General features: G+C 29.1%; 25 protein-coding genes and 1 other RNA gene. 9 read left to right on the forward strand and 17 right to left on the reverse strand.

Annotated features, from left to right (window positions below; translation table 11 throughout):
- Positions 1-6: 6 nt before the first annotated feature.
- Genes pyrR through C7N71_RS03030 form a run of 5 tightly spaced genes read right to left on the reverse strand, consistent with a single transcriptional unit; the run spans position 7 to position 3,982 of the window.
- On the reverse strand, positions 7-534 hold the full coding sequence (gene pyrR, locus C7N71_RS03010) for a bifunctional pyr operon transcriptional regulator/uracil phosphoribosyltransferase PyrR (protein ID WP_105987692.1): 528 nt from the start codon (positions 532-534) through the stop codon (positions 7-9).
- Positions 535-551: 17 nt separating this feature from the next.
- A complete protein-coding gene (locus tag C7N71_RS03015; protein WP_105987693.1) occupies positions 552-1,460 on the reverse strand; it encodes an RluA family pseudouridine synthase in 909 nt (302 codons plus the stop codon).
- Positions 1,456-1,902 (reverse strand): signal peptidase II, encoded by a 447-nt coding sequence (gene lspA / locus C7N71_RS03020; protein ID WP_167387717.1) that lies wholly within the window; start codon positions 1,900-1,902, stop codon positions 1,456-1,458. Before lspA ends, C7N71_RS03015 begins: the two co-directional genes overlap by 5 nt.
- Positions 1,903-1,920: 18 nt before the next feature.
- Entirely contained in the window at positions 1,921-3,576 is a 1,656-nt protein-coding gene (locus C7N71_RS03025; RefSeq protein WP_105987695.1) for a formate--tetrahydrofolate ligase, read from the reverse strand.
- A gap of 16 nt (positions 3,577-3,592) precedes the next feature.
- Positions 3,593-3,982 carry an EbsA family protein gene (locus C7N71_RS03030; RefSeq protein WP_105987696.1) on the reverse strand — a complete coding sequence of 130 codons (390 nt, stop codon included), beginning with the start codon at positions 3,980-3,982 and terminating at the stop codon, positions 3,593-3,595.
- A 33-nt stretch (positions 3,983-4,015) separates the two neighbouring features.
- On the opposite strand from C7N71_RS03030, the gene C7N71_RS03035 reads away from it, so the two are divergent.
- Positions 4,016-4,405 carry a ribonuclease HI family protein gene (locus tag C7N71_RS03035; protein ID WP_105964591.1) on the forward strand — a complete coding sequence of 130 codons (390 nt, stop codon included), beginning with the start codon at positions 4,016-4,018 and terminating at the stop codon, positions 4,403-4,405.
- On the opposite strand, the gene C7N71_RS03040 is transcribed toward C7N71_RS03035, so the two are convergent.
- From C7N71_RS03040 to C7N71_RS03060, 5 genes are all read right to left on the reverse strand, one after another.
- Positions 4,402-5,523 (reverse strand): NAD(P)/FAD-dependent oxidoreductase, encoded by a 1,122-nt coding sequence (locus C7N71_RS03040; protein WP_105987697.1) that lies wholly within the window; start codon positions 5,521-5,523, stop codon positions 4,402-4,404. The genes C7N71_RS03035 and C7N71_RS03040 overlap by 4 nt on opposite strands.
- A 12-nt stretch (positions 5,524-5,535) precedes the next feature.
- The gene (locus tag C7N71_RS03045) at positions 5,536-6,669 is read right to left on the reverse strand and encodes a THUMP domain-containing class I SAM-dependent RNA methyltransferase (RefSeq protein ID WP_105987698.1); all 1,134 of its coding nucleotides are present in this window, start codon (positions 6,667-6,669) and stop codon (positions 5,536-5,538) included.
- An 84-nt stretch (positions 6,670-6,753) separates the two neighbouring features.
- Positions 6,754-7,133, reverse strand: an RNA gene (rnpB, locus tag C7N71_RS03050) — RNase P RNA component class B.
- A gap of 32 nt (positions 7,134-7,165) precedes the next feature.
- Positions 7,166-7,519, reverse strand: a complete 354-nt coding sequence (gpsB, locus tag C7N71_RS03055; protein ID WP_105987699.1) for a cell division regulator GpsB — start codon at positions 7,517-7,519, stop codon at positions 7,166-7,168.
- A gap of 70 nt (positions 7,520-7,589) precedes the next feature.
- Positions 7,590-8,156 (reverse strand): DUF1273 domain-containing protein, encoded by a 567-nt coding sequence (locus C7N71_RS03060; RefSeq protein ID WP_105987700.1) that lies wholly within the window; start codon positions 8,154-8,156, stop codon positions 7,590-7,592.
- 99 nt (positions 8,157-8,255) lie between these two features.
- Between C7N71_RS03060 and recU the strand changes: the two genes are divergently transcribed.
- Positions 8,256-8,894 (forward strand): Holliday junction resolvase RecU, encoded by a 639-nt coding sequence (gene recU, locus C7N71_RS03065; RefSeq protein ID WP_105987701.1) that lies wholly within the window; start codon positions 8,256-8,258, stop codon positions 8,892-8,894.
- Positions 8,894-10,966, forward strand: coding sequence for a transglycosylase domain-containing protein (locus C7N71_RS03070; protein ID WP_105987702.1), 2,073 nt, complete (start codon positions 8,894-8,896; stop codon positions 10,964-10,966). The genes recU and C7N71_RS03070 overlap by 1 nt, the downstream gene beginning before the upstream one ends.
- Positions 10,967-11,017: 51 nt before the next feature.
- On the opposite strand, the gene C7N71_RS03075 is transcribed toward C7N71_RS03070, so the two are convergent.
- Genes C7N71_RS03075 through C7N71_RS03085 form a run of 3 tightly spaced genes read right to left on the reverse strand, consistent with a single transcriptional unit; the run spans position 11,018 to position 14,928 of the window.
- Positions 11,018-11,746, reverse strand: coding sequence for a DnaD domain-containing protein (locus C7N71_RS03075; protein ID WP_105987703.1), 729 nt, complete (start codon positions 11,744-11,746; stop codon positions 11,018-11,020).
- A gap of 23 nt (positions 11,747-11,769) precedes the next feature.
- On the reverse strand, positions 11,770-12,273 hold the full coding sequence (locus tag C7N71_RS03080) for a PepSY domain-containing protein (protein ID WP_105987704.1): 504 nt from the start codon (positions 12,271-12,273) through the stop codon (positions 11,770-11,772).
- 12 nt (positions 12,274-12,285) lie between these two features.
- Positions 12,286-14,928, reverse strand: coding sequence for an exonuclease domain-containing protein (locus C7N71_RS03085; protein WP_105987705.1), 2,643 nt, complete (start codon positions 14,926-14,928; stop codon positions 12,286-12,288).
- Positions 14,929-15,088: 160 nt separating this feature from the next.
- Here C7N71_RS03085 and mvk point away from each other — a divergent pair, with 160 nt between their 5' ends.
- From mvk to fni, 4 genes are read left to right on the forward strand one after another with little or no spacing between them, the layout of a single operon-like run.
- Positions 15,089-16,018: a mevalonate kinase gene (mvk, locus tag C7N71_RS03090; protein WP_105987706.1), complete on the forward strand. Its 930-nt coding sequence runs from the start codon at positions 15,089-15,091 to the stop codon at positions 16,016-16,018.
- Between the two features lie 24 nt (positions 16,019-16,042).
- Positions 16,043-17,020, forward strand: a complete 978-nt coding sequence (gene mvaD, locus C7N71_RS03095) for a diphosphomevalonate decarboxylase (protein WP_105987707.1) — start codon at positions 16,043-16,045, stop codon at positions 17,018-17,020.
- 31 nt (positions 17,021-17,051) lie between these two features.
- The gene (locus C7N71_RS03100) at positions 17,052-18,119 is read left to right on the forward strand and encodes a phosphomevalonate kinase (RefSeq protein ID WP_105987818.1); all 1,068 of its coding nucleotides are present in this window, start codon (positions 17,052-17,054) and stop codon (positions 18,117-18,119) included.
- A gap of 13 nt (positions 18,120-18,132) precedes the next feature.
- Positions 18,133-19,167, forward strand: coding sequence for a type 2 isopentenyl-diphosphate Delta-isomerase (gene fni / locus C7N71_RS03105; RefSeq protein ID WP_105987708.1), 1,035 nt, complete (start codon positions 18,133-18,135; stop codon positions 19,165-19,167).
- A gap of 84 nt (positions 19,168-19,251) precedes the next feature.
- Here fni and C7N71_RS03110 read toward each other — a convergent pair whose 3' ends face one another.
- Positions 19,252-20,595 carry an RsmF rRNA methyltransferase first C-terminal domain-containing protein gene (locus C7N71_RS03110; RefSeq protein WP_105987709.1) on the reverse strand — a complete coding sequence of 448 codons (1,344 nt, stop codon included), beginning with the start codon at positions 20,593-20,595 and terminating at the stop codon, positions 19,252-19,254.
- Between the two features lie 89 nt (positions 20,596-20,684).
- On the opposite strand from C7N71_RS03110, the gene C7N71_RS03115 reads away from it, so the two are divergent.
- Positions 20,685-21,491, forward strand: coding sequence for a Cof-type HAD-IIB family hydrolase (locus C7N71_RS03115; protein WP_105987710.1), 807 nt, complete (start codon positions 20,685-20,687; stop codon positions 21,489-21,491).
- A 33-nt stretch (positions 21,492-21,524) separates the two neighbouring features.
- On the opposite strand, the gene glpK is transcribed toward C7N71_RS03115, so the two are convergent.
- Positions 21,525-23,036 (reverse strand): glycerol kinase GlpK, encoded by a 1,512-nt coding sequence (gene glpK, locus C7N71_RS03120; protein ID WP_105987711.1) that lies wholly within the window; start codon positions 23,034-23,036, stop codon positions 21,525-21,527.
- A gap of 17 nt (positions 23,037-23,053) precedes the next feature.
- Complete coding sequence (locus tag C7N71_RS03125; RefSeq protein ID WP_105987712.1) at positions 23,054-23,242, reverse strand: 2-hydroxymuconate tautomerase; 189 nt, start codon at positions 23,240-23,242, stop codon at positions 23,054-23,056.
- Between the two features lie 126 nt (positions 23,243-23,368).
- Here C7N71_RS03125 and C7N71_RS03130 point away from each other — a divergent pair, with 126 nt between their 5' ends.
- The gene (locus C7N71_RS03130; protein ID WP_105987713.1) at positions 23,369-24,793 is read left to right on the forward strand and encodes a C69 family dipeptidase; all 1,425 of its coding nucleotides are present in this window, start codon (positions 23,369-23,371) and stop codon (positions 24,791-24,793) included.
- 52 nt (positions 24,794-24,845) lie between these two features.
- Here C7N71_RS03130 and rplS read toward each other — a convergent pair whose 3' ends face one another.
- A complete protein-coding gene (gene rplS, locus C7N71_RS03135; protein ID WP_105956002.1) occupies positions 24,846-25,202 on the reverse strand; it encodes a 50S ribosomal protein L19 in 357 nt (118 codons plus the stop codon).
- Positions 25,203-25,305 lie beyond the last annotated feature (103 nt).

The raw sequence follows: 25,305 nt of genomic DNA on the forward strand, positions 1-25,305 counted from the left end.
AATTAATTACTTATCAATGATTTCTACTGAATCTTTACCATCAATTTCATTAACTTGAACTTTAATTTTTTCAGTTCTAGATGTTGGAATATTTTTACCTACGAAATCTGCTCTAATTGGTAATTCACGATGCCCACGGTCAATTAATACTGCTAAACGGATATTGTCAGGACGACCTAATTCTGAAATTGCAGAAAAAGCAGATTTAATAGTTCTACCTGTAAATAAAACATCATCAACTAAGATTACATTTCTATTGTCTAAAGAAATTTTATCATCATCGGCAACTTTTGGATCATCAGCTGTATGTTTAACATCATCACGATATTTGGTTATATCTAGCTGCACTACTGGAACCTCTTTGTTTTCTAATTTTTGTAAACGATTAGCAATACGTTTTGCTAAGTAAACTCCACGGGTCTTAATACCTAAAATTACTAAGTTATTAACCCCTTTATTTTTTTCAATAATTTCATAAGTGATTCTAGTCAATGCACGTTGCATTGCCATTTTGTCTACTACAACTTTTGACATTAAATATATCCTCCTAATTATTTTATACTATTTCTTAAATTATTAATTGTTTGTTTAAAAACTTTAGGCAGTGGTGCATCAAAAACCATTAATTTACTAGTTTTAGGATGCTTAAATCCTAACTTAGCAGCGTGCAAAAATTGACCATTACCCTTAATTGTTTTTCTAGGCCCATATAATGGATCGCCAACTAAGGGATGTCCAATATATTTCATATGAACTCTAATTTGATGAGTGCGTCCAGTTTCTAACACGCATGATACTAATGTATATTCACCTAATCTTTCCAAGACTTTAAAATGAGTTACAGCATGCTTACCATCATCTACAATAGCTTGCTTTTTTCGATCCTTTTTAGATCTTCCAATGGGCGCATCAATTTTACCTTTGTCTTCTTTAATATTTCCATGTACTAAAGCAACATATTCTCGAATATTACTCTTGGCTTTTAATTGTTCTGATAATGATTTGTGAGCATCATTATTTTTAGCAATCATTAATAATCCTGATGTGTCTTTGTCAATTCGATGAACAATTCCTGGTCTAAAAGTACCATTAATATTGGACAAAGGGGTATGAAATAATAAAGCATTTACTAAAGTATGATCAGGATGACCAGGTGAAGGGTGCACAACCATCCCTTGCGGTTTATTCACAACTAAGACGTCATTATCCTCATAAACGATATCTAAGGGAATATTTTCTGGCTCTAAATCTAATGTTTTAGGTTCTGGGATATTAATAACTACATTATCCCCTTGTTTTAAATCATATTTTGGCTTTTTTAATTCATCATTCACCTTTACCATTTGTTCTTCAATTAAATTTTTTGCTCTTGAACGACTAATATCGTTAAAATGATTAGCAATTGATTTATCTAGTCTTTTATCGTTTTCGGTTGCACAAAATTCAAGTTTATTTTTAATTTAAATCACCATCTCTTAATATTGCTATGAATAAAATTATAATTCCAATTGTAATGCATGAATCAGCAACATTAAAAACTGGAAAATTAATAAAGTCTAATTGGACCATATCCACGACATAGCCTTGAAATAATCGATCAATAAAGTTACCAATTATCCCTGATAATAAAATTACAAAGCTTATTTCATATACTTTTTTGTTCCTTAATTTATACATAAAATAACCAATCACAAATATTGCAACAATGCTAATTAAGCTAAACAACCATTGTTGTCCTTGTAAGATACTCCAAGCGGCACCATTATTATGCAAATTAGTAAACGATATTAAACCTGGAATTAAATTAGTAACATCATTTTCAGAAATATGAGTCGCAATTAAATATTTAGTAATTTGATCAGCACTAATTAAAACAATCATACTCAATATAGCATAAAATATCGGCATTATAATTCTCCTTTAAAATAGTCCTTTAATTTTACCATCATTGTCGATGTCCATGTCTAATGCAGCAGGATGAGTAGGCAATCCTGGCATCGTAAGAACTTTACCAGTTAAAGCAACTATAAAACCAGCTCCTAAGCGAGGTTGTAATTCTCTTACGTGAATAGTGAAATTCTCAGGCGCACCAAGTAATTTAGCACTATCGGTAAATGAATATTGTGTTTTTGCTATACATACAGGCATTTCATCCCAACCACGTTTTTTAATGGTCTTAAGTTGACTCTGAGCTTTAGAACTTAATTCAACATTGGAACCACCATATATGTTTTTAACTACCTTATTAATTTTAGTTAATATATCATCATTTTTGTTATATAAAGGTTTAAAATTATGTTGCTCATCACAAGCTTCAACCAATTCATTAGCCAAATCAATAGCACCTTTGCCACCTTTGGCCCACACATCGGTATTAATTGCTTTAACCCCTTGATTATTAATATATTGATCTAATGCTTTCATTTCATTAATAGTATCGCTAGTAAATTTATTAATTGCTACAACAACTGGTTTACCATATTGCTTCATATTTTTAATATGGCGTCCTAGGTTATCAGCGCCATTTAATAATGCTTCAACATTTTCATTATCTAAATCATTTTTGTTAACGCCACCATTAAGCTTTAATGCACGAATTGTGGCAACAATAACAATTGCATCCGGGTTTTTACCAATTTTAGGTGCAGTAATATCTAAAAATTTTTCTCCACCTAAATCAGCCCCAAATCCAGCCTCAGTAATGGCATAATCAGCAGAATTAATGGCTGCTTTTGTGGCTAAAATACTATTACAACCATGGGCAATGTTAGCAAATGGACCGCCATGAATAAATGCTGGGGTATGTTCTAACGTTTGTACTAAGTTTGGTTTAATGGCATCTTTTAATAATAAAGCAAGCGCTCCAGTAACACCTAAGTCGTTTACTGTTATTGGTTCTTTATCATAAGTATATGCAATTAAAATTTTTCCCAATTTATTTTTCAAGTCTTTTAAATCATTACTTAAACATAAAACAGCCATAATTTCGCTGGCCACTGTAATATCAAAACCATCTTCCCGTGGAACGCCTGAAGTACGTCCACCTAATCCAACAATTGTGTGACGCAATTCACGGTCATTAATATCTACTACACGTTTCCATTCGACCTGTCTAGGATCAATATTTAATTGGTTGCCATGGTGAATATGATTATCAATTAATGCAGATAAAGTGTCATGAGCTTCGGTAATGGCTGGAAAGTCACCAGTGAAAAACAAATTAATATCTTCCATCGGTGCTACTTGAGCATATCCACCACCAGTAGCACCACCTTTGATTCCCATAACTGGTCCTAATGATGGTTCTCTTAAAGCAATTGCACAATTCTTATTGATTTGATTGAAAGCATCCCCTAAACCAATAGTTAGAGTAGTTTTTCCTTCTCCAGCAGCAGTTGGATTGATTGATGTTACTAAGATTAATTTACCATCTTTTTGTTTGTTGATTGGTAAATTAATCTTTGCTTTGTAATCTCCATATTTTTCAATATCTTTTTCAGACAAACCTAACTTTTTTGCAATTAAGTTAATTTTTTCTAGTTTAGTTGATTGTGAAATTTCAATGTCTGTTTTCATGGATTGTGCAACTCCTTTACCCTTTTTTGCTAATTATACTATTTAGTTCAATAATTGAGTTAACTGGTAATAAAAATTCATGTTTCTTATTATTAATTATGATAATAGCACGATGCTTTGTGAATCTGTAATCATCAATATCATCGATGTTAACTTTAATCCATCTTGGGTTTAGTAATCTACCAATTGTTATTTGATTTTTTTCAATAGTTATTTTACGAAATGACAATTGAAAAATAGAAAATAATAAAAATATTATAAAGAAGAATAATGTTATTTGCTGAAAATGAGTTACTTCAAGCCAGAATATTATTCCCACAAACAGTAAGGCAAATGTCCAACTCCATGTAATTATGGATGAAAGTATTCCAGGTTGATATAAAAATGTTCTTTTTTGAGTTATCATAGAAAAACACCTTCTTATAGGAGAAATTATATTATGTTTAAATTATACACTGATGCAGCTACTATGAACAAATCTGGTGATAGTTCTGGTGGAATTCTTATAATTCACGATAAAAATCAAAGGCAAATTAAAACTAAGTTAAATGCCAAAAACAATCATAGTGCAGAGTTTGAAGCATGTTTAATTGGTTTTAAAAAAATCAAAGAAATCGCAAAGCAAAATGAAACAATCATTTACTATACTGATAGCAAGATAGTTTATGAAAGTTTAGAAAAACGTTATGCAAAACATTATCAGCCACAATTAGATAAAATTTTGTTATTACAAGACTCATTTTCGTTAGTAATAAATAATTGGATTTCTGATAAAAAAAATGAAGGTGCTCACAATTTAGCGCAGCAAGCCCTTCATTCTTTTTACTAATTAATTTTTTTAATGTAATTTGCAATTGGCTTGCGGTATTGGTCCAGATCAATATTGTTTTTATCTACAATACTATGAGCTAATAATTTACCAATTAATGGACCAGTTGTTAATCCAGATGATCCAAGTCCACCGCCAACTAACATATTTTCATATTGTGGGATGTTGCCAAAAAATGGTGCAAAATCAGAAGTGTATGCTCTAGTACCTACTTTTATTTTAACCAAATTTTCTTGATTTAAACCATCTACTAATCGATTGGCACTAGCTAGCAAATCATCAATAACTTCACTTGTTGGTTGTAAATCAAAACCTTTGTCATTTTCATGAGTAGCGCCAACAATTAATTTACCATTACTAAATGGAATGAAATCTCTTTCGCCCTCAGGCATTAACACTGGCATATCGGTATTTGAATGTATACTATTTGTTGATAATTCGATTAATTGTCCTTTTTGTGCTCTTACGTCGACTTCTAATGGTAAATTAGATAAAGTGTTTTTCATCCATGCACCAGTTGCTATAATGATGTAATCATATTCAATGGAATCTTGTTCTAATTGAATTTTTCCTTCATCATTAATGGCAACTTTTTTATTTACAATTTTTAAATTATTTAACTGAGCAAGATTTTTTAAATGTTTAGTAAACCTTCCACCATCAATTCTTGCTCCACCAGTTACCAATACTCCTGGTAAGACTTTAGTTAGTAAAGGAATTTTACTTTTAACCTCATTAGCATTTAACTTGTAAACATCACCAATAGTTTTTGTTTCTTTGGTTCTAACCAAAGCTTTTTGATATAGCTCATTTAGTTTATCTTGGTTATCCCTAGTAATAATTGTTCCACATTGATCATATATATCTTTAGACATATTAGTTTCTTTAGCAATATTAGATAGCAAAGTTGCTCCATCACGAGCAAGATTATACCATTTTTTATTTCTGCGCTTGGATAACCATGGTGAAATTATTCCAGCAGCCGCCTTAGTAGCCTGTCCTTTACCATCATCATACATAGTAACATTAAATTCATGTTTGTAATCTAACTTACTTAAATAATATGCAGCAGTGGATCCTACAATCCCCCCACCAATAATCGCAATATTCTTTTTCAAGTTTTTCACCTTTTACTTTCTAATTTTATGACCCCAAAATTGGAAATAATCGGTCCTCAATGATCCGTTATAAAGTTTTCTAGTTTTAGTGGCCTTTTGTCCATATGATTTATCGAACTCTAAATCACTAGTTAAGAAGTATTTGGACCAACTATCCATAGGTCTAAATACTTTTCCTAAATCTTTATATAATTTTATTACACTGGCTTTATCACTTAATCTTTCACCATATGGAGGGTTAGATACAACCACTCCATTAATTTTATCTGTTTTAAAATCTTGAACAGCAAGTTGTTTAAATTGAATATCATGTAGCAAGCCCACTTCTTGTGCATTAACTTTAGCGGCATCAATTAAATTTCCGTCCACATCTGATGCCATAATATCAATTTCTTTATCATAATCGGCTTTACTATCTGCTTCATCACGGATTTTAGACACCATATCATTATCTACCCATTTCCATTTTTCACACGAGAAATCACGATTAAATCCGGGAGCAATGTTTCTAGCCATTAATGCTGCTTCGATAGGGATGGTTCCAGAACCACACATAGGGTCCAAGAAAGGCATATCTGGATACCAATTAGTTAATAATATTAATGCGGCTGCCATATTTTCTTTTAATGGAGCTGGCCCTTTAGCCACACGGTATCCACGTTTAAATAGGCTTTCTCCAGTAGTATCTAGAGTTACAATAACATGATCTTTATTAATTCTAGTTTCTAAACTATAAAGTGCTCCAGTTTCTGGAAGACGTGTACGACGATGATAAGTTTCGCTTAATTTGTTTACCACCGCCTTTTTAGCGATTGATTGGACATCCGGAACACTATGTAATGTAGAATTATGTGAACGACCATTCATTGGGAATTGTGCATCCATTGGTAACAATTTATCCCAGGGTAATTGTTTGATATTTTGGAAAAGCTCCTCAAAAGTTTTAGCATTAAATTCACCTACAATGATTTCAATACGATCAGCTGTTCTAAGCCATAAATTAGCTTTAATAATATCTTCAATTGAACCTTCGAATCTTACACGACCGTTTTCAACTTTAGTTTCATATCCTAAGTCACGTAATTCTCTACCAACAAGGGCTTCAATCCCAGCTGCACAAGTTGCCATTAATTTAAATTTTTGCATTTATATTACCTCTTATTAAAAATATAATTTTAAGTATAAAAAAAGAGTGGAAGAAAACTTCCACTCGTCCTGAATGGTGTACATCCCTGTAAGCCATGTTTTGTGCTTCAAAATTAAGTCAGGCCTTTAAAATTTTGAAGTAGTAATCATCTATCTCAGAAACATAAGTTTCTCCCCCACACTTGGTTCAATTTCCGTGTGTGAAGCTCCCCTACCAAAGTTTGGGTTTCCCGCTCGAGGGGTTTACCGCGTTCCACCAATATTGTTTCCAATATTGTATCGTCACTGTGGCACTTTCAGAAGTACTAAAGCATAGATAAATCCTTAGCTTTTTTCTTCGCCATTACTACATAAGTAGTCCCCCGGCTTATTTTTTCACCGAGCACGAACACTACAAGCATCGCAGCTTGTGCGAGAGTGGACTTTCCTCAGCCAACTTAAGCTGGCCGCGATTACTCAGGACATACACCAATTCTATACAATTTTATATGGTTAATTAGTTAGATCCAAAGACTCTCATTTCTAAGTTAGAAACTCGTTTTAATAAGTCCGCTTCAACACTATTAACCTGCTCATGATTAGATGTTTGTGGATTGTTAGCAGCAAATTCTGCTGATCTTTGATTAAATTGATAACTACTTTGGTTATTAATTTGACCTTCTAGGTCTTTAATTTCTTCTTTTAGTTTTTCATTTTCTTCTTTTAGATCATTAAAGTTTTTACCAAAGGCTTGATAATCTTTAATTACACTATCTAAAAATGTATCAACATCATTAGGATCATACCCACGCATTTTTTGCTTAAATTCTTTTTGCAAAATATCTTTAGGGGTATATTGAATATTATTCATATTTCACACCTCATATCTGAAATAATCACGAACAAATATTATCTTAACACATTATTTAATTATTTCAAATCTATTCTTCAAAGTTTTTTCTATTATTCTTATATTCAATTGCAGCTTCTTGTAAATCATCAAAGTCAATCATCTTTAAATCATAATCATTATGATCTGAATATTGTTTGATTTGATTGTAATCATATTTAGTTTTACCCTCATGATCTAAATCATATATTAGCAATGCTTTATCTGTGTGCGTTAACATAAATTTTTGATATGCTTTTAATTGCATCGGTGATTTATATGGTTCATTAGAAACACTAGCTGAAAAATCAGAATTTTGGATACATCTTTGTAATGACATTTTATTATCATCATTCCATTGTTCACCAAATTTTTGAAATGGTAGCATAACAGATGTTTTAAACTCATCTGGATATTCTGTTTTAAGTTGATTTGCTACTTCGACACTCCATTGCTCTATTCCTAATTGTCCGCCAGTAATTATCCAATTAACACCATCCATAATTTCTTGTGATAAATTATCTTTAATCACTTTATCTATTACAGTTTTCTTTGGATCATTATTTTTGAAAATACCTAATTCATAACTTCGATATCCAGTTATCCATAATCTACTCATTTTTTCACTTCCTAGGTTATTAAGATTTTTGTACTAATGGTATAATGTTGTTAATTAAAATTTGAATTATAATTATATATTAAATGAAAGGTGGTAATAATGGCAATTCATTATCCTAATGGTTCATCTTATAAAGTTTCTACTAATAAATCTTTAAAGAAGAATCATAATGATAAACATTCTCATCATAAACTAACTATTTATGGTGATCGTGGGATGACCCTTGAACAGGAAATTAATGACAGCAATAATTATTATCTTCATAAAAATATAGCTGTGATTCATAAGAAGCCCACTCCTGTTCAAATTGTTAAAGTTGATTATCCTAAGCGTAGTGCTGCTGTGATTAAGGAAGCTTATTTTAGAAAGGCTTCTACTACCGATTATAATGGGGTTTACCGTGGAAAATATATTGATTTTGATGCGAAAGAAACCAAAAATAAAATTTCTTTTCCATTAGCTAATTTTCATAAACATCAAGTTGAACATATGCGACAATGTGTACAACAAGGTGGCCTTTGTTTTGCACTTATTAAATTCGTTCAAACAGATGAGCTATTTTTATTTAAGGCCACTGATTTATTTACATATTGGGACAATCAATTTAATGGTGGGAAAAAATCAATAAAAAAGGATATAATTAAAAAACTGGGTATTAATATTCAATATTCATTAAATCCTACTATTCCCTATTTAAAAGCAGTAGACAAGTTATTAAATAGTAAAGGAGAATCATAATGTCACAAAAGGATTCAAAAGATAATACGCGTGTACAGCGTAATCAGGGTAAGTATAAAAAGAGTCGTGCTGGTAAAATAATAAAAAGGACTATTTTAGGTGTTTTAGCCTTTGTTTCTTTAATGATTATTATTGGAACTGGAGTATTTGCATATTATGCATCTAGTGCTCCCAAGATAACTTATAATTCTTTGTCCAGTGATAATTCAACGAAAATTTATGATAACTCTAATCATGTAATTTATAGAATGGGAGCTCAAAATCGAGATTATGTTAAATCTAAAGATATCCCTAAAAGGTTAAAAGATGCTGTCGTTTCAATTGAAGATAGACGCTTTTATAAGCATCATGGGGTTGATCCTATTAGAATTTTAGGAGCTGCACTATCTAATGTAATTTCTGGAAATGAAGGACAAGGTGGATCTACTTTAACTCAACAATTGGTAAAGCTATCTGTTTTTTCAACCAATGCTAAAGATAGAACCAAGAAACGTAAATCTCAAGAAGCATGGTTAGCATTACAAGTAGAACGAAAATACTCTAAACAAAAAATATTAGAATTCTATATTAATAAAGTATATATGGGTGGCAATAACGCTAGTGTTTATGGTATGCAAACTGCTTCTGAATATTATTATGGCAAGAGGTTAAATAAACTTTCATTGGCTCAAACTGCTATGTTAGCAGGAATGCCTCAAGCACCAGTATCTTACAATCCTTATAATTATCCAAAATTAGCTAAAGAAAGAAGAGATACTGTATTAGATGCAATGGCAAGTAATAACGCTATTACAGCTAAACAAGCCAATGCAGCTAAAAATGAAAGTATCAAGAATGGTTTAACTTACAATCATAAAACTAATGATTTAACTAATGTGAATGAAAAATATGTTGATTCATATGTTAGTAAAGTGTTACAAGAATTAAAATCACGTGGTTATAATTCTCAATCAGGATTAAGTGTTCACACTAATTTAGATTTATCTGCACAAAAGAAATTGTATGATTTAGCTAATAACGATAATCGTGTAGGATTCCCTAATGATACTATGCAAGTTGGAGCAACTTTAGTGGATCCAAAAACTGGTGCTGTTAATGCAATGATTGGTAGTCGTAAAACTGATATTCAATTTGGATTAAATCGAGCTGTTCAAACAGACAGATCTAGTGGGTCTACTGCAAAGCCACTTATGGATTATGGCCCAGCACTTGAATATTTAAATTATCCAACCTATCAATTGGTCCATGATACTCCATACACTTATCCAGGAACTAACGTTCAATTGAAGGATTTTGATTACCGTTATCAAGGCACTATTACTATGCGTAAAGCTTTAGCTGAATCTAGAAATATTCCAGCTATTAGGACATTGCAAAATGTGGGCATTAATAACGCTACTAGATTCTTATCTTCATTGGGGATGAATTTTAATAGTACTCTTAACCTACAAAATGGTATTGGTCTTTACATTTCTCCGGAACAAGAAGCTGCTGCTTATGCTGCATTTGCAAATAACGGTACTTATCACAAACCTTACTTGATTAATCGAGTTGTTACTCCAGATAATGTATCTCATAATATTTCATCAAACGGAGTTCAGGCTATGTCACCTTCTACAGCATTTATGATGAATTATATGCTTAAGGGTGTTATGAACTTGCCTTATGGTTCAGGAACTGAAGCTAAAGTTCCAGGACTATATGAAGCTGGGAAAACTGGTACTACTCAATATCCTGAAGGATCATATCAAGGTTATTTACCTTCTTATGCAGCTATGGATTCATGGTTTACTGGATACACTCAAAATTATTCTTTATCTGTATGGACAGGATATGATCATCAATTCCAAGCAGGTAATTATATAAATGCTGCGCAAACAGCAATTGCTCAAAAAATATACAAATACGAAATGCAGTATATTTCTCAGAATAAATCTAATGAGGATTGGGTTAAACCTAATGATGTTACATCTGTTAAATTAAATGGATTAAATGAATACTTTAAGAATGGTCATCAGTCTATTCAAAATGATTCAACCACTAATAGTAAATTTAATACTTCATCCAGATAAATAATAAATAAAAGAATCCCGCACCTATTAAATAATAGGTGCGGGATTCTTTTATTTATCTAACTTTATTATAGGTATTTTAAAGTCATCATTATTGTTTGATTTCTTATTGTTTAATTTATTATGACTTTCCCGCTTATTTCTCATATTTTCAACATCAGCAGGAGTTCTAATATTAGACTTATTCCAATTGATCAATATTCTATCAATATATTTTAAACTATAAACTTGATTTAATACAGCCTCTCTTAAGGCAAGTGAAATTAACTTAGTATCATATTTATCTTTATCTATCCAAGCGCTTATTTCTTCCAGTTCTATTGGAGAAAGTGGCCTACCAAATTCAGATTCAATTTGTTTAAATACATTTTTTCTTTCAGTTGCAGTCATATTATTTTCTTTATTAGTATTCTCTGCAACCTTATCTTTATGATTAATATCATCAGATACATCATTTAGTTGACTTAATTTGTCGTACATTAATTCAAAATCATATACATCAAATGAATTGCCATTTTTATTCTTTAATGTTTTAATTCGCATTATTTTTTTCTGAATTAGTTCATGCAATATTTCATATGCTTTATTTTTAGAGAATCCTGTAGCATTAATAATGATTTCTATATCTGGTAAATAATTCCCCATATCAATGTTTCTTTTAATTTGCAAATACATGATTATTTCGTCACTATTCATTCCTAACTTTGTATAATTTTTTAATAAATAGTTAGAAATACTAGTTTGTCCTGACTGTAACAACAATTTTGCAAATCGATCCATAAATATATCACCTTATTTCATAATTACACATTAGAAATTGATTGTATAACTTTTCCATTTTTTAAATCAATAGTTATATAGCACAATTTATTTTTATTATCAAAATAACTAACTAACCACGCAGGCTTATTGTTAAATAAAGTTGGTGCTGTACTAATAAGTTTGTTAATTTGAATTCTACTATTAGCAATATTAGTTGCAGAATCTTGAGAAATAGTATTTTTTAGTGGAACAATATTGATATTGCCGGTTTTTTTATCGATAATTACATAATTTTCATTTTGATATTTATCTTTACCTTGAATGGTATAGTAGGTTCTATTTAAATCAGACATAAAAAATTTATTGAATTTAACTATTTTAGCTTTTTTTTCAGCAATGCCCTTAGCCTGGTTTTTTGCATTAGCTAAAGGTTGACGTGCCCATAAAAAGAAACCTATTATCATTAAAATAATAATAAATATTAAAAATATAATCCATTTATAACTTTTCTTAATATATTTAACATTTACGGATGGTAATTTCAATTTGCTAACCTCCTAGAAATTATTAAATGTCCTTATTTCATTTTTACTATTTATTTTAAACATTTTTATATGATTAGAGATCATATTTTTAATAGATTTCATACTACTTTCATTAATTAATGAAAAGTCATTTATTAAAATAACTCCCTTATTATTTGATAGCTGGATAATATGTTTAATAGAATTTTTAATCATAAGATTATATAAATCCGTTAAGTTACCCTTGTCATTATACATATCACTAAAATTTATGCTTTGAACTATTAAACGATTTATTGATTTATTTATATTTCTTATAGCCATAAATAAATCATAATTACCAATAATTGTTGCACCTTTTGAATTGGTAAATTTTTTAATTATTTTATCTTTATTTCCATTAATTTTTTGACATAAAATTAATAAACTATCGTTTCCATTTTTCTTTATATTTTCATAAATTTCATCTATTTTTTCTTGAGTATTTGCCATAATAAATGTGTTGTTATTTTCAAGATCTAATGTATTTAAATCTATTTCTTTTTTGTTATTATTGTAAAAAATCTTATAATCATTATTTAAATTAGTCTGATATGAACTTTTAATCATACTTGTATTATTATTATCTAACTCAAGCTTGTTTAAAATAAATTCTGATTTGTCTGATGAATAAATTGCAGTATCCATGAACAAAATATTATTAAACAAAGTATAAATTTTGTTTTTTAATAAATCATCGTTTTTAATTAATCCACCTACTAAAGTACTATTATCAGCATTTTTATCTATATTTAAATAATTTTGAAAAGTTACTTTTTTATCCATATAAACAAGGTTTTTAATTAATAAAATATTATTATTAAAGAATTTATTAAGATTAAAAATACGGTCATTAAAAGTTGTTATAATAGCTTTTTCACTACTCTTTAAGCTGTCATTATTTTTAATAATATTTTTAGATAATGATCTTATTTGCTTAATTAATGAAGACTGTTTATCAATATATTCTTTATTGATTTTGATAAAATTAAAAAGCTCAATATTGTTAATTGGATTTTTAAAGCCTTTTTTTAAGGTAATAAAGTTTTGCTTATTTATAAATAATTCTTCAAAACTCTTTTGTAGTTTCAATGAATAATTTTCATATTCTTTAATTAATGAATCTATATTTTGTACTAATTTTATGGTTGATTTATCATTCTGAAAAATATTATATAAGTTTTGATTATGAGTTTGATATAAAAGATATTGAGCATGACGAATTAAAATATTGTTTTGATTAATTTTAAAATTAACACGATAATGCTTTAATATTTGTTTATTAAAATTAACAGCATCTTTGATAACTAAGTATGGTTTATACTTTGCTAGCATATGACGATTATTATATAAATACTCATGTGAAATAACTACTACATTTGAATTATTAAAATCATTCTTTAATTTATTCATGTAGTACCCCTTATTGTTAGTATTACCAATAGTTTTTAGGAACACATTTTGATCATTTTTCATATCCAAATTTAGCTCATGTAGATCACCAGTTTTAGTGAAAGTTAACCAAATTAAAATTTTACATTTTAAAAATTCGGTTCGTTTAGAATTACTTTTAATATTTAAGGCGTCTCTAAATTTATTTAGATCTATATAATCATCTATTGAATGTAAAACTAAATTTTTAAAATTATTTTTTGTTATTTTATTGATTCTATTAATTGTTTTAGATAAGTCTTCATGAATTGAATGTTTATGAACTGCAACAACTATTTTATTTTCATTATTTAATAAATGGACTAAAGGAAATAAGAATCCTAAATTGTAATCTAACTCATTATTTTGTTCTACCAATAAATTTTTTGAATTATCACTATTTTTATAATTATCATAAATAGAATTCATAAGTTTACTTTCTTCAGAGTTCCATTTATATACCCCATTAAGTATATTTTTTTGTTGACCTTTACTTTCAGGATAATTTATTTTCCTTATTTTCAATCTTTCTTGATATTGAATCTTTCTTATTTTTAGTCGATTAATATCCAATAATTTGTCATTAAACATATCTGTATTCTTTTTATATGCATATTTAAAAACATCGATTGTATTTTTAGGCAATGTTGGATTTATTGATATTAATTGCTTAATAGTTTTTTTAGGAATCTTTTCAATTTGATTAAATAAAATTATTAATAATTTTGCTGTGGCAAAAGCATCACTACTAGAAGAATGAGGATGTTGATGTAAAATGTTTAAATTTTGACTTAGGTCAATTAGTCGATAACTTTTTTCTGTTGGTAATAATAATTGACTTAAAGTAACAGTATCAATTGCCATGTTATCCATCATCTTTTGTCCTACTCTATCCAATTCTTTATTGATAAATGGAAAATCAAAATCTACATTATGAGCAACAAAAACAGTATCTTTTAGCAATGAAGAAATTTTACTTGCAAATTCATTAAAAGTAGGAGCATTTTTAACTAATTCATTTGTTATTCCTGTTAACTTTGTTATGTCACTAGGTATATCCATTTCTGGATTTATAAATGAATTAAATGATCCAATAATATTTTTATTTCTAACAAATGTACAACTAAATTGGATTATACGATTGTCGTTCGATTGACTAGTTCCAGTAGTTTCAATATCTACTACTGAAAAAATTGTACTACTCATTATTGTATCCACCAATCTTTGCTTTAATCATTAATATTAATGATACTACATTTTACCAATTATTATCTATTTTTTGGGTAACTCAAATAAATAATTTAAGTCATTTTTATTATATTAATTATATGATAATATTATTATTAAGAGAAAGTGAGCGATAATATTGACAAAACAAGCTTTTGGTAAAAGTCATGCCAAAATAATTTTAATGGGTGAACATAGTGTGGTGTATAATCAACCAGCTATTGCTCTACCTATTCCTAAGATAGAATTAAAAATTAAAATTAATGAAATAGATGCTGGTCAATTATTAAATAGTAAATATTATATTGGTCCCATCCAAAGTGTTCCAAATGATTTATTAGGAATTAAAAATTTAGTTAACACTATTTTGACAAAAATTAATAAAACAGATGAATCCTTTGAAATGACAATTGATAGCGAAATTCCTTCTGAAAGAGGAATGGGATCATCAGCGGCAACATCGATTGCAATTATAAGAGCTTTATATAATTACTTTGATACCAATATTAGTAAAGAAGAATTATTGAAGTTAAGTGATGTTGAAGAAACTATTACACACGGTAACCCTTCAGGATTAGACAGTGCCACTACTGGAGCTGATAATCCAGTATGGTTTATTAGAAACAACACATTAGAAGAAATCAATTTTAATTTAAATGCAACACTAGTAATTGCAGATTCAGGTATTAAGGGTCGTACTGATATTGCAATTAATTATGTTAAACAGCAACTTATAAATGATAATAAAAGAACACAAAAATCAATAAATAAGATTGGTAATTTGGTAACAAAAGCCAGACAAGATATTGAAAAAAATAATCCAGAAGAATTAGGAATATTAATGTCTGAAAATCAAAAAGAATTAAAGAATTTAAAAATAAGTAATTCTAAAATAGATGAGTTAGTTGAGATTGCTAATATAAATGGTTCATTAGGAACTAAATTAACTGGTAGTGGTCTTGGTGGATGTATTATAGCTTTGGCTAGAAATGATAATGAAGCAGAATCAATAGCTAATGCTTTAACTAAAGCCGGTGCTTTAGATACTTGGATTCAACCTTTTAAATAATTAATTCTATGGAGAAATTAAAATATGTTATTAGATAATAACCCTATTACTGCAAGAGCACATACTAACATTGCTTTGGTTAAATATTGGGGAAAAAAAGATGAAAAATTAATTATTCCCAATAATAGTAGTATTTCATTAACTTTAGACGAGTTTTATACTGAAACAACTGTGAATTTTGATGATAATTTACATCAAGATATCATGTATTTAGATAATAAAAAAGTTGATAGTATAAAATCTATTACTAATTTTATGAATATAGTTAGAAACTTATCCAATATAAATAAGTTTGCTAAAATTATTTCTTATAATCATGTTCCTACTTCAGCAGGTCTAGCATCTTCAGCTTCTGGTTTTGCAGCTTTAGCTGCTGCTGCTAGTAAAGCGGCGGGATTAAATTTAGATAATAAAGAGCTTTCTAAACTAGCAAGACGCGGTTCAGGTTCTGCCACTAGATCTATATATGGAGGATTTGCTGAATGGAAAAAAGGCACAAATGATGAAAATTCATATGCTGTCAGTATCCAGAATCCTGTTAAAATGGATATAAATATGATTGCAATTATTTTAGATAATCAACCCAAAAAAATTAGTAGTAGAAAAGGAATGAAGATATCTGTTAATACTTCTCCTTACTATGATTCTTGGGAAAAACAAACCACAAAAGATCTTGAAACAGTTAAGAATGCAATTTATAATAATGATTTTACTGTTCTAGGAAAAACAGCAGAATTAAATTCTATGCGTATGCATTCTTTGACTCTTAGTTCTGATCCCTCTTATCTCTATTTAAATAAAGATAGTCTTTTAGTTATAAATCATATAAAAGCACTAAGAGATAAAGGCATTGAATGCTATTACACCATGGATGCTGGTCCTAATGTTAAAATCATTTGTCAAAGTAAAAATATTAAAAAAATTAAGTCTGAATTACTTCAATCATTTGATGAAGAAAAAATAAAAATATCTAAGTCAGGTGAAGGCATTAAATATTTATAATTGAATTATTATTAGAAAGGAAATGGTTGTTGTGATTTCTGTTAAAGCTCCTGGTAAATTATATATTGCTGGAGAATATGCAGTTGTAGAAAAAGGAATGCCATCTATTGTTGTAGCACTTAATCAATTTATTACTGTAAATATAAATGAAACTAATAATGTTAACGGCAAGATTAGTTCAAAACAATATCCAAATAATATAATCAAATGGCATATTATAAATAATAAGTTTCAAATGATTAGCAATAATATTAATGATTTTGAATATGTTATTTCTGCAATAAAAATTACATTTAATTATATTAGTTCTTTGGGGTATAAATTGAATTGCTTTGACGTTAATATTGATAGTTCTTTAAATAGTTCAGATGGAAAAAAATATGGATTAGGATCATCTGCTGCAGTGACGGTTGGAATTGTTAAGGCTATATTAAAGTATTATGATTTAAACACTAGCCTAGAAAAAGTTTTTAAATTATCATCAATTGCACATTTAGATGTACAAGGTAATGGTTCATTGGGAGATATTGCTGCTAGTGTTTATGGTGGATGGATAGCTTATAGTTCTTTCGATCGTGATTGGTTAAAGAAAAATAGAAATATTGGAGTAGAAGAATTAATTAATTTAACTTGGCCAGAACTAAGAATTGAACCCCTTACCCCACCAGCTAATTTGGAATTATTAATTGGCTGGACTGGAACTCCAGCTTCAACTTCCTCATTAGTCAATAAAGTTGAAAAAAATTATGATAAAAAAGATTACAATACATTCTTATCTGACAGTAAAAAATGTATAAACAGGATGATAAGCGGTTTTCATAAAAAGAGTCTTAGATTAATTCAAAAAGAAATCTTAGTAAATCGATTACTTTTAACTAAATTAGGTAAATTTACTGGTATTAATATTGAAACTCCTAAATTAAATAAATTATGTCAGATTGCTATTAAAAATCATGGTGCAGCTAAATCATCAGGAGCTGGTGGTGGTGATTGTGGTATTGTAATCATTGATAAAAAGTCGTCTAAAAATAAAATTATAGACGAATGGAAAAATAATGATATTCAACGTTTAAATTTAAAAATTCATAAGAATTTATAAAGAAGGTGTATATATGACTAGTCAACATTCTCAAAGAAAAAATGAACATGTATCTTTAGCAGAAAAATTTTTTGATAACCATAGTAAATCAGGATTTGATAATGTTAGATTTATACATCAAAGTTTACCTGAAATTAATTTAAATGAAATTGATTTATCAACTAACATTCAAGATTTAAAATTAGACTTCCCTTTTTATATTGAAGCCATGACTGGTGGAAGTGATTATACAAAAAAATTAAATGATAAGTTATCTAAAGTTGCTAAAGCTACTGGAATTGCTATGGCAACTGGTTCTCAAAGTATAGCATTAAAAGATAGCAGTACTGTTGAATCTTTTGCTGTCGCAAGGAAAAATTATGATGGCCCAATATTTGCAAATATTGGTGCTTCTCATAATTTATCCGATGCTAAAAAAGTTATTAAAATGGTTAATGCTGATGCCCTAGAGATTCATATTAATGTTGCTCAAGAATTAATTATGCCTGAAGGAGAACGTAAATTTTATTGGTTAGATAACATTCAAAATATTGTTAGCAATATTAATATACCTGTCATAGTTAAAGAAGTTGGCTTTGGTATGGCAAAAGAAACAATTCAGAAATTAAAAAGTATTGGTGTTAAAAATATTAATATTAGTGGCCGTGGTGGAACCAATTTCGCTACAATTGAAAACTTTCGAAGACATAATAAAGAGCTAAACTATTTGTCTACATGGGGTCAAACCACTGTAGAATCTTTACTTGAAGCTTATAGTTTTTCAAGTGATCTTTCTATAATTTCATCTGGAGGCATAAGAAATCCGTTAGATATTGCTAAATCTATTGCTTTGGGATCTAATGCTGTTGGAATGTCTGGTTTTATATTGAACAGTGTTATTAAAAATGGTATTGAAGAAACTATAAATCAGATTAATGAATTTAAAAATGGTTTAAAAATTATAATGACTCTGCTTTCTTGTAGAACAATTTATGAATTACAGCAAAAAAAGCTTGTTTTAGATAGTAAATTGGTTGCATATTTACAACAGAGGAGTTTATCATATTGATTTCTTTTTTGTTTTTTATTTTAAGTTAAAGTAACTTTTTATTTTAGTGCTAAAATAAAAAAAGGACTATCTTAGTCCAAATTTTTAAACCTTAAATCTTAATCCTTTAGGCATAAAATTTTTAACTATTCCATTCACAACTTTTCCAAAAGCAAATGGTTGATCATCACAAATCAAAAGATACCAGCCTTTTTCTAAGGATTTATCGCAACTAATCGTATCACCGTGTACATAATCTTCCCATTCTTCTTTTGAAACATTCAATTTCTTATTAAATAAGTCTTTATGAATTGATAAAGCTAAAGCATAACTAGGTTCAAATCTTTTCTTTTTAAATGTACCTAAATGTAATCCAGGTCGCATAACTTTTAATCCTTCAAGTTCAGGAAGTCCCTTTTCAAAAGAATATAATTGTTCACCAAAAGTAATTAAATTTTTAGGTACAAAATTAGTCATATTTTGATTAATAAATTGTTTCCATAGTTTACTTTGTTCAGAACTTAAATTACCTTTTAATAATTTTTTTATTTTTTTAGGATTACCTTTTTCTGAATTTACTAATTTAGCAATAAAATGGCCTTCTCCTTTAAACTTATTAGGAAATAATCTAACGGTACTTTTTAGTTCTTCATTACCATCTGACCATTCAGGATGTCCGTATGACATTCCAGAATATTTTTTTATCGGTTCAATATTCAAATCAAAATTATTAATCATCCATGAAACAATTTGTTCATCTTCTTCAGGAGCAAATGTACAAGTAGAATAAACTATTTTACCGCCCGGTTTAAGCATTTTAATTGCTTGCTTTAGTATATCTTTTTGTCTTTTTGCACACTCTATTGGATATTCTAAATTCCAATATTTAGTGGCATCGGGATTTTTCCTAAACATCCCCTCACCAGAACATGGAGCATCTATAAGAATAGTATCAAAGAACTTAGGGAAATGTTTGGCGAGATTATTAGGATTTTCATTCAAAACAATAGCATTCTGAATTCCAAATCGTTCTACGTTTTCAGCTAAAATTTTAGCTCTTTTATAATCTATCTCATTTGTAACTAAAATCCCCTCATTTTTCATATAACTAGCAATATGGGTAGTTTTTCCACCAGGAGCTGCACATAAATCTAAGATTTTTTCTCCAGGATGAACATCCGCCACTTCTCCAACATACATTGCACTGGGCTCTTGAGAATATATAGCACCACTTTGATGATCAACACTCTTTCCATTAATTTCTCCATAATAACCATATTGACAATATTCAATTGGATGAGTTAAATCTTCATTTTCTGGTAAATTCTCTTTTAATGGATTAATTCTAAAGCCAGGATTAGTTGATGATTCTAGACTATTAAAAAATGACTCAGCATCATTTCCTAACAATTTTTTATACTTTTTTTTAAAATCTAAAGGTAATTGCAAAATAAAACTCCTTTATAATTAATTGACGATTAAATATTTTTTGGTTAATATATTAATATTACTGTATAAAGTAGAGGTGATTAAATATCATGAATAAAAAATTAATTGCCATTGATTTAGATGGTACAACATTAAACAATAATTCAGAAATTTCTCAAGAAACGATTAATGTTATTCAAAAAATTATTTCTAAAGGCAATATGGTAAATATTGTAACTGGTCGTCCTCCAAGATTAGTAGAACATCTATACAAACAATTAGGTTTTAATAACCCAATGATTACATTTAACGGTAGTTTAGGTTATAATCCAACATATGTTTGGTCTGAAGCTTACCAATACAATATAGATAAAAATATAGTATTTGAGTTATTAAATAAGAGTGAAGAAATTGGTATTAACCTTATGACTGTTGAGGGAAAAAATTTATTTTTAGCAAATAAATCTGCAGATGAGTCTGTTGGATTCTTTCCCACCAATTTATCAAAAGATGAAATCATATCTAAAGATACATTAACAGAAAATCCTATTTGCTTAACTCTTCATGTAGATAAACAAAAGAAAGAAACATTCATCAATTATGTTAAACAAAATTATAGTGATATATTAGAAGTATCTCCTTGGGGTGGAAAAGATCCAATTATTGAAGTAGCCACTAAAGGAGTCAGCAAAGTCACTGGGATTAAAAAATTAGTTAATTATTATGGAATTAAGCAAAATGATGTCATTGCTTTTGGTGATGAATTTAACGATGAATCTATGATTAAATATGCTGGATTAGGGGTTGCCATGAAAAATGGCCAACCTAAAATAAAAGAAATTGCCGATGACGTTACAAAATTTGATAATAATCATAATGGATTAGCAGAATACTTAAAAGAATATTTTAAAATTTAGAAAGCTTTCATAGATTTTATGAAAGCTTTTTTATTATCTATTTTTAATTTTTCTAAATGTTTGAGTGGCTTTAACAGCTGCTTGCCATCCCTCATAATAATTATTAATCTTATCATCAGTAAATTGAGGCTTAAAATCATCTGAAGATTTATGATTTTCTTTTATTTCATCAATATTAGACCAATAACCAACTGCTAACCCAGTTAAATAAGTTACTCCTAAAGCAGTAGTTTCAGCAATACTAGATCTTTCAATATCAACATTTAAAATATCTGATTGAAATTGCATAAGATAATCATTCTGTGCTGCTCCACCATCTACCTTAAGTTTATTTAAAGATAAACCAGTTTCTTTCGACATGGTATCAACAACATCTTTAGTTTGGTAAGCCAAAGAATCTAAAGTTGCTTTAACAAATTCTTCTCTTGTTGTCCCCCTAGTCAATCCAAAAACAGAACCTCTACTATCTTGATCCCAATATGGAGCACCTAATCCAGTAAAAGCAGGAACTACATAAATATCATGATCATTATTAGTATTTTTAGCCATTCTTTCAGTTTCACTAGCATTGTCAATGATGCGCATACCATCCCTCAACCATTGTATTGCTGAACCTGCAACAAAAATACTACCCTCTAGGGCATAATTAATCTTACCATCTAAACCATAAGCAATTGTGGTTAACAAGCCACAATTAGACAAAGTTGGTTTATTACCAGTATTCATAACAATGAATGCACCAGTTCCATAAGTATTTTTAATATTACCAGTTTCTAAAGCCAATTGACCGAATAATGCCGCTTGCTGATCTCCTGCTATTCCAGCTATTGGGACTTGTACTCCAAGAAAATTATAGCCAGATGTATATCCATAAATTTCTGAAGAAGATTTCACTTTAGGCAACATTTGTTCAGGAATATCTAATAAATCTAATATTTCTTTATCCCATTTTAAAGAATTGATATTAAATAGCATCGTTCGACTAGCATTAGAATAATCAGTCGCATGTACATGCCCACCTGTTAGTTTCCACAATAACCAAGTATCAATTGTTCCAAAAAGTAAGTCACCTTGATTGGCTAGTTTTCTAGCATCTTTAACATTGTCTAAAATCCATTTTATTTTAGTAGCAGAAAAATATGAATCTATAACTAAACCTGTTTTTTGATGAATCATATCTGAATATCCGTCATTTTTTAATTCATTAGCAATATCACTGGTTTGCTTGGATTGCCAAACAATTGCATTATAAATAGGTTCTCCTGTAATTCTGTTCCATACAACGGTAGTTTCACGCTGGTTAGTAATTCCAATGCCACGAATCTTGTAAGGCGGAATTTCTGATTTAATAAGGGTTTCAGAAATAACAGATTGTACAGCACTCCATATTTCATTAGGATCATGCTCTACCCATCCTGATTTAGGAAAATATTGTTTAAATTCTTTTTGTGACTTGTTTACAATATTACCTTCATGATTAAACAAGATGGCACGAGCACTCGTAGTTCCCTCATCTATTGCCATTAAATATTGTTTGTCATTCATAGTATTACTCCATTAATCTACTTTTCATCACTTTTTAGGTTTCCGCCAACACTATATCTATTCTTTTGCATTTCGTTTAAAACAATATGTACATGTTCAGCAGGTGCCCCTGTGTTTTTTACAATTGCTTTTGTTACATCTGAAACTAATCCTCTAATTTGTTCTTCGTTTCTTCCTTCAATCAAATCAATATGTACAATTGGCATGTCTTATCGCTCCTAAAATTTAATAATAATTAAATTATACTTGAAAAATATAACCAGTTCAATTTTGGAATATATATAATAATTAATGATACAATAATCATAATTGTTTGAAAGGAAGCGATATAGTTGTCACAATATCAAAATTACTCTGCTTGTACTAGTATATTAATTGGTAAAAATGCCTCTATTGATGGTTCCACTATTATTGGTAGAAATGAAGATTGTAAGGCTACATGGCCTAAACATTTTATCGTCCATCAACATAAAGAATATCAAGATGTACAAGAATTTAAATCTAATGATAATAAGTTTAAAATTAAACTACCTAAAATTCAATATAAATACACTGCTACTCCTGAATGGACGGACAAATATGGAAAATTTGAGGAAGATGGCATTAACGAATATGGTGTAGCAATGAGTGCAACTGAAAGTGCATATGCTAATAGTCATGTATTGGGATACGATCCATTAGTAAAAGATGGTATTGGAGAGGAAGCAATGGTAACAGTTGTCTTGCCATACATTAAATCTGCCAGACAAGGTGTAACACGTTTAGGAGAAATTATTAGTAAATATGGTACATGCGAGTCTAACGGAATTTTATTTTCTGACAATAAAGAAGTATGGTATTTGGAAACCGGATCTGGTCATCACTGGGTTGCAATGAGAATTCCTGATGATTGCTATGCAGTTGTCTCTAACCAAATATCTATCAGAAAAGTTAATTTTAATGATAAAAATAATTTTATGTGGTCCAAAGGCATTCAAGATTTTGTAAAAGACAATCATCTAAATCCAGATTTGAATGGAGAATTTAATTTTAGACATATATTTGGCACTCATAACTTAACAGATGTTTATTATAATAATCCAAGAGTATGGTATGGACAAAAAATGTTTACTCCAGAAATTAAACAGCAACCAGAAAGCCATGATTTACCATTTATAAGAAAAGCATCAAGATTATTATCAATTGATGATGCTAAGTCATTTTTATCATCACATTATCAAGGTACTCCTTATGATCCCATTGGTAATGGATCTAAAGAAGATAAAACTAAATATCGTCCTGTTAGTCTAGCCAAAACTCAAGAAGCTCACGTATTGCAAATAAGGCCTAAAATGCCTCATGAAATAGCAGGAATTCATTGGCTTGCCATGGGTGTTGCCGCACAAAGTGTTTTTGTCCCATTTTTTGCTGGAATTAATGATACTTTAAACGAATATAAAAAAGGAAAATTAGAATACAATCCTAAGTCAGCATATTGGATATTTAAACTTGTTGGAGTACTAGTAGATCCACATTATTTACAATTAAATGACCCTTTAAAGAATACTCAAGAAAAATTAAACATCAACATGAGACAATTTATATTAAAGGTAGATAGTGAATATAATCATCAAGAAGATTTATCCAAGTATTTAACCAAAATGTGTAATAAAAATGCAAAAAATGTACTTAAAGAATATCAAAGATTGGCATACCAATTAATATCAATATCTACTGACTTTTCAAAATTAAATTATAAACAAGACTTAAATCTATAGAAAAAGCCTACAATCAATTGATTGTAGGCTTTTTATTAGTCGAAAATTAATATTAACGACGACGTGCTTCTTTAATACGAGCTGATTTACCATGACGATCACGTAGGTAGTATAGCTTAGAACGACGTACAGCACCGCGACGTGTAACTTCTAACTTAGCAACACGTGGTGAATGTAATGGGAAAATACGTTCAACACCAACACCTGAAGTAATCTTACGAACAGTGTATGTAGCTTGAATACCTGTTCCGTGACGTTTGATAACAACACCTTCGAATACTTGGATACGTTCATTAGTACCTTCAACAACTTTAACTGAAACCTTTACGTTGTCTCCAGCTCTAAATTCTGGAACATCACTCTTAAGTTGTTCCTTGTTAATTTTTGAAATTAATTCGTTTTGACGCATAAATAATAACATCCTTCCAACTAGCACTCATGCCAATTATTACGACAGCGGAATACCGTTTTATTTTGACTAATACAATAGCCAAATAGAATATTAGCACAAC

Source organism: Apilactobacillus timberlakei, from assembly GCF_002993965.1.
Taxonomy (GTDB): Bacteria; Bacillota; Bacilli; order Lactobacillales; family Lactobacillaceae; genus Apilactobacillus; species Apilactobacillus timberlakei.